Source organism: Streptomyces sp. SID11385, assembly GCF_010548245.1.
Taxonomy (GTDB): Bacteria; Actinomycetota; Actinomycetes; order Streptomycetales; family Streptomycetaceae; genus Streptomyces.
In genome coordinates, this window is sequence record NZ_JAAGLR010000767.1 from 1 (window position 1) to 3814 (window position 3814).

General features: G+C 75.4%; 6 protein-coding genes. 1 reads left to right on the forward strand and 5 read right to left on the reverse strand.

Features of this window, described 5'->3' with window-relative positions; genetic code table 11:
• A partial coding sequence (locus tag G3I42_RS23700; RefSeq protein WP_164289088.1) for an XdhC family protein occupies nucleotides 1-721 on the forward strand: 721 nt, incomplete at its 5' end.
• Nucleotides 722-731: 10 nt separating this feature from the next.
• Here G3I42_RS23700 and G3I42_RS23705 read toward each other — a convergent pair.
• The 5 genes from G3I42_RS23705 to G3I42_RS23725 form a co-directional block, all read right to left on the reverse strand.
• Nucleotides 732-1364 (reverse strand): flavin reductase family protein, encoded by a 633-nt coding sequence (locus tag G3I42_RS23705; protein WP_164289090.1) that lies wholly within the window; start codon nucleotides 1362-1364, stop codon nucleotides 732-734.
• A 78-nt stretch (nucleotides 1365-1442) separates the two neighbouring features.
• Nucleotides 1443-2261, reverse strand: a complete 819-nt coding sequence (locus G3I42_RS23710) for an SAM-dependent methyltransferase (RefSeq protein WP_164289092.1) — start codon at nucleotides 2259-2261, stop codon at nucleotides 1443-1445.
• 56 nt (nucleotides 2262-2317) lie between these two features.
• On the reverse strand, nucleotides 2318-2971 hold the full coding sequence (locus G3I42_RS23715) for a 1,4-alpha-glucan branching protein (protein ID WP_164289094.1): 654 nt from the start codon (nucleotides 2969-2971) through the stop codon (nucleotides 2318-2320).
• Nucleotides 2972-3015: 44 nt separating this feature from the next.
• Nucleotides 3016-3585 carry a DinB family protein gene (locus tag G3I42_RS23720; protein WP_164289096.1) on the reverse strand — a complete coding sequence of 190 codons (570 nt, stop codon included), beginning with the start codon at nucleotides 3583-3585 and terminating at the stop codon, nucleotides 3016-3018.
• Nucleotides 3586-3690: 105 nt separating this feature from the next.
• The coding region (locus G3I42_RS23725; RefSeq protein WP_164289098.1) for a LuxR C-terminal-related transcriptional regulator at nucleotides 3691-3814 on the reverse strand (124 nt) is incomplete at its 5' end.

The window sequence follows — 3814 nt, forward strand, 5'->3', positions numbered from 1 at the left end:
CGGCCGCCCCCTCGTCGTGGACGGCTCCGGCACGGTACGCGGCGGCTGCGGCGGCCCGCCGGAACTCGACCGCTCCGCCGCCGCGGAGGCCGCGGCGCTGCTCGCGCTCGGCCGCACCGGCACTGTGACGATCGGCGCGGACGGCTCGCGCTGCGGGCAGCCCGTCACGCTCCTCGTCGAAGCGAGCGTCCCGCCGCCCCGCATGATCGTCTTCGGCGCCATCGACTACGCGGCGGCGCTCGCCCGTGCCGGGTCCTTCCTCGGCTACCACGTCACCGTGTGCGACGCGCGGCCCGTCTTCGCGACCCGCGCCCGCTTCCCCGACGCCGACGAACTCGTCGTCGCCTGGCCTCACACGTACCTCGACCGGACCCGCACCGACGCGCGCACCGTCCTGTGCGTCCTCACGCACGACGCCAGGTTCGACGTCCCCCTCCTGGCCCGCGCCCTGCGCCTGCCCGTCGCCTACGTCGGCGCGATGGGCTCGCGCCGCACCCACGAGGACCGCCTGCGCCGGCTGCGCGCCGAAGGGCTCACGGAGCCCGAACTCGCCCGCCTGCGCTCCCCGATCGGCCTCGACCTCGGCGCCCGCACCCCGGAGGAGACGGCCCTGTCGATCGTCGCCGAGATCATCGCCCACCGCCACGGCGGCACGGGCGCCCCGCTCACCGGCTCCCCGGCCCCGATCCACCGCGCGGACCGGGCGGGGTCGGGGGTGTGACGGCCCGTGCTCACCCGCGCGGCGTCGCGGTCCGGTACGAGTGGCCCAGCTCGGGGCCGAGGCCGAAGTAGTGGCGGAAGTTGTAGACCAGCGGGCTCCAGGCGGCCGGGTCGATGTGGTCCGTGCCCGGCACGACGAGCGCGGGATCGGCGTGGACCCGCAGCACCGCCGTCTCCACGACGACGAAGCTCCCCGCGGCGGCGGGGCTCACCCGCGCCGCCTCCGCCTCCAGTTGGAGCGGGCATTCGGCGACGCGCGGCGGGCGGACCCGCTCCGAGGGCTCCGGCGTGAGCCCGGCGGCGGCGAACTTGTCCGGCTCGAAGCGGCAGCCCGGGTGCTTGTCCGCGGGCACGGGGAACCGCCCCGTCAGCGGTGCGAGGCGCTCCACGGCGGGCCACAGCGCGGGCCCCGGCAGGCTGATGACCAGCCCGGGCCGCCGTGCGAGGTTCCGCGCCGTCTGCCCCCGCGCGCCGAGGCCGAGCACCACACTCCGCCCGAGCGCCCACGCGGAGGACATCGGCGCGAGATTGAAGCTGCCGTCCTCGTTCTCCGTCGTCAGGAGGACGACCGGGGTGCCGAAGTAGAGGACGGGGGGCTCGACGGGGACGTGGGAGGGCGGAAGAGGGGCGGAGGCGGTGGTCATGGGCGGGAGCCTAGGGCGGGGTCGTTTCGGTGCGGACCGAACCGTCCCGCACACCCGCGCCCCCGGCCCCGTACCGCCTCAGGGCTTGCGGGCGACCCCGCACATCGCGTTGCCCTCGCCCGGCGTCACGTCGCCCTGCCCGGGCTCCGGGCGCCACTCCGAGGTCAGGACCACGCCCGGCGCGACGAGGTCGAGCCCTTCGAAGTACGCGGCGATCCGCTCGGGGGAGCGCAGGTGGTACTCGCTCGCCGAGTTCGCGTTGTACGCGGCGATCGCCGCGTTCAGCGTCTCGTTCGTGTCCACACCGTCCGCGAGCGCGAGCCAGCTTCCCGAAGGCAGCGCCGCGAGCAGTTCGCGCACGAGCGCGTGCGGCTCGTCCTCGTCCGGGAGCTGCCCCATGATGCCGAGCATCGTCAGCCCCACGGGCTTGGTGAAGTCCAGCGTCCGCGCGGCCTCTTCGAGGATCGCCGCGGGCTTGCGCACATCCGCGTCGATGTACGCGCAGGCGCCCTCGGGCGTGCTCGTCAGGAGCGCCCGCGCGTGCGCGAGGACCAGCGGGTCGTTGTCGACGTAGACGACGCGCGCGTCCGGCGCCTCGCGCTGCGCGACCTCGTGCGTGTTGTCGGCGGTCGGCAGCCCCGTCCCCAGGTCCAGGAACTGCCGCACCCCCGCCTCGCGCGCGAGGTAGCGGACCGCGCGGGCCAGGAAGTACCGCTGGCCGCGCGCGATGCCCGCGATGTCGGGGAAGCTCTGCCGGATCATGTCGCCGACGGCCGCGTCCACCGGGTAGTTGTCCTTGCCGCGCAGCAGGTAGTTCCACACGCGCGCCGACTGCGGCTGGTCGGTGCGGATGCGCTCGGCGAGCGGGCGTCGCCGCTCCTCGTGATCGTCACTCATGGCCAGAGCTTCGCACAGTCAAGAGGAGCGGACCACGGCGGAGTTGATCTTCCGGCTCAGGGCGTCGGCAGGTGGAAGGAGGCGTACAGGGACCGCGCCGAGAGATCGGCGGGCGCGAGGCCGCTCACGTACCCGACGATCCCCGGCGGGAACTCGGCGTCCGCCGCGCGCAGCACCCGGTGCGTACGGAGCATCAGCCGCCCGTCGCACAGCACCGTCGACGTGCCCTCGGGCCCCGACACGACCCCGCTCGGCGTCGCCTCGCCCTCCGGGAGCGGACCGTCCCAGCGGCCGTGCACGCTCGGGTCGGGCGTATCGCTCAGGCTCTGCGCCTGCGCCTCCGCCTCACCGCGCGCGAGCGCGAGCAACTGGGCGCACAGCACCGGGTCGTGCGGCCCGTCGTACACCCAGCGCTTGCCGAGCACCCCGTGCTCGCTCGTCCCGACGAGCGCCGCGTCGAGCCCGTCGGCCGGCGCGCCCCGGTAGGTGAGCGGCACGTGGTACGTGACGGGCTCGTCGCCCGCGGTGTCGGTGACCGCCATGAACTCGATCCCGACCTCGCCCGCCGGGTCGTCCAGCCGGAAGCCGCCGGCCTTTTCCAGCACGGCGGGACCGCTCCCGCCGCCCCGGTACCACGGCTGCTTCGGCAGCCACGTGGCGAGCAGTTCGAGTTTGGTGGGGCTCAGCGTCGTGCGGTGGATCTCGGCCATGGTCTCTCCTGCTCGCGCGGTCCGGGGGACGACAGTAGCGAAACTCAGCCGTCCAGCACGAGCCATTGCCGGCCGTCGAGCAACTCCCGTACGGCGTCCGCGTGCCCCGCGTGGCAGGCGGTCTCGGTCAGGACGTGCACGAGGACCTCGCGGACCGTGTGCAGCCGGTACGAGCCGAACAGCTCGCCCGGCCACCACGCGGGCGGCTCCGCGGCCGTGAGCCCGTCGAGCACCGCGTCCGCGCGCTCCGCCTCCGCCCGGTACAGCGCCCGCAGGCTCTCCCCGGTGTCCCCGGGCGCGGGCCGCCACGCGTCGTCCCCCGCCTTCGTCCCCGTCACCGAGGCCATGACCTCGGGGTCCGCGGCGAGCACCCCCAGGAACCAGAACCGCTCGACGTCCAGCGCGAGATGCCGCAACAGCCCCAGGCACGACCACCCCGAGGGCAGCACCCCCCGTCGCAGGTCCTCCTCGTCCAGCCCCTCCAGCGCCCCGAGCACGTGCGCCCGCTGCGCGCGCAGCGCCTCGCGCAGCACCGAGACCTCCGGGTCCACCGGCCCCCCGCCGGTCGTGGTCCCCGCGTCCGCGTCGCTCACCGTCACCGTCTCGCCGCTCATGACGGCCTCCTCCCGTTCAGGTGCGGACCACCGTAGGGCACGGGTGTGACAACGCCCGCTGTCCCAACCGCCCGCCGCCCCGGCCGACGACCCGTGCCCGCCCTCTCACCCGACGATCCCCGCCCGACGCGCCACCGCCACCGCCTCCCCGCGCGTCCGCGCGCCCAGCTTGCGCATCGCCGCGCGCAGGTACGCCTTCACCGTCTCCGGGCGCAGCCCGAGGCGGGCC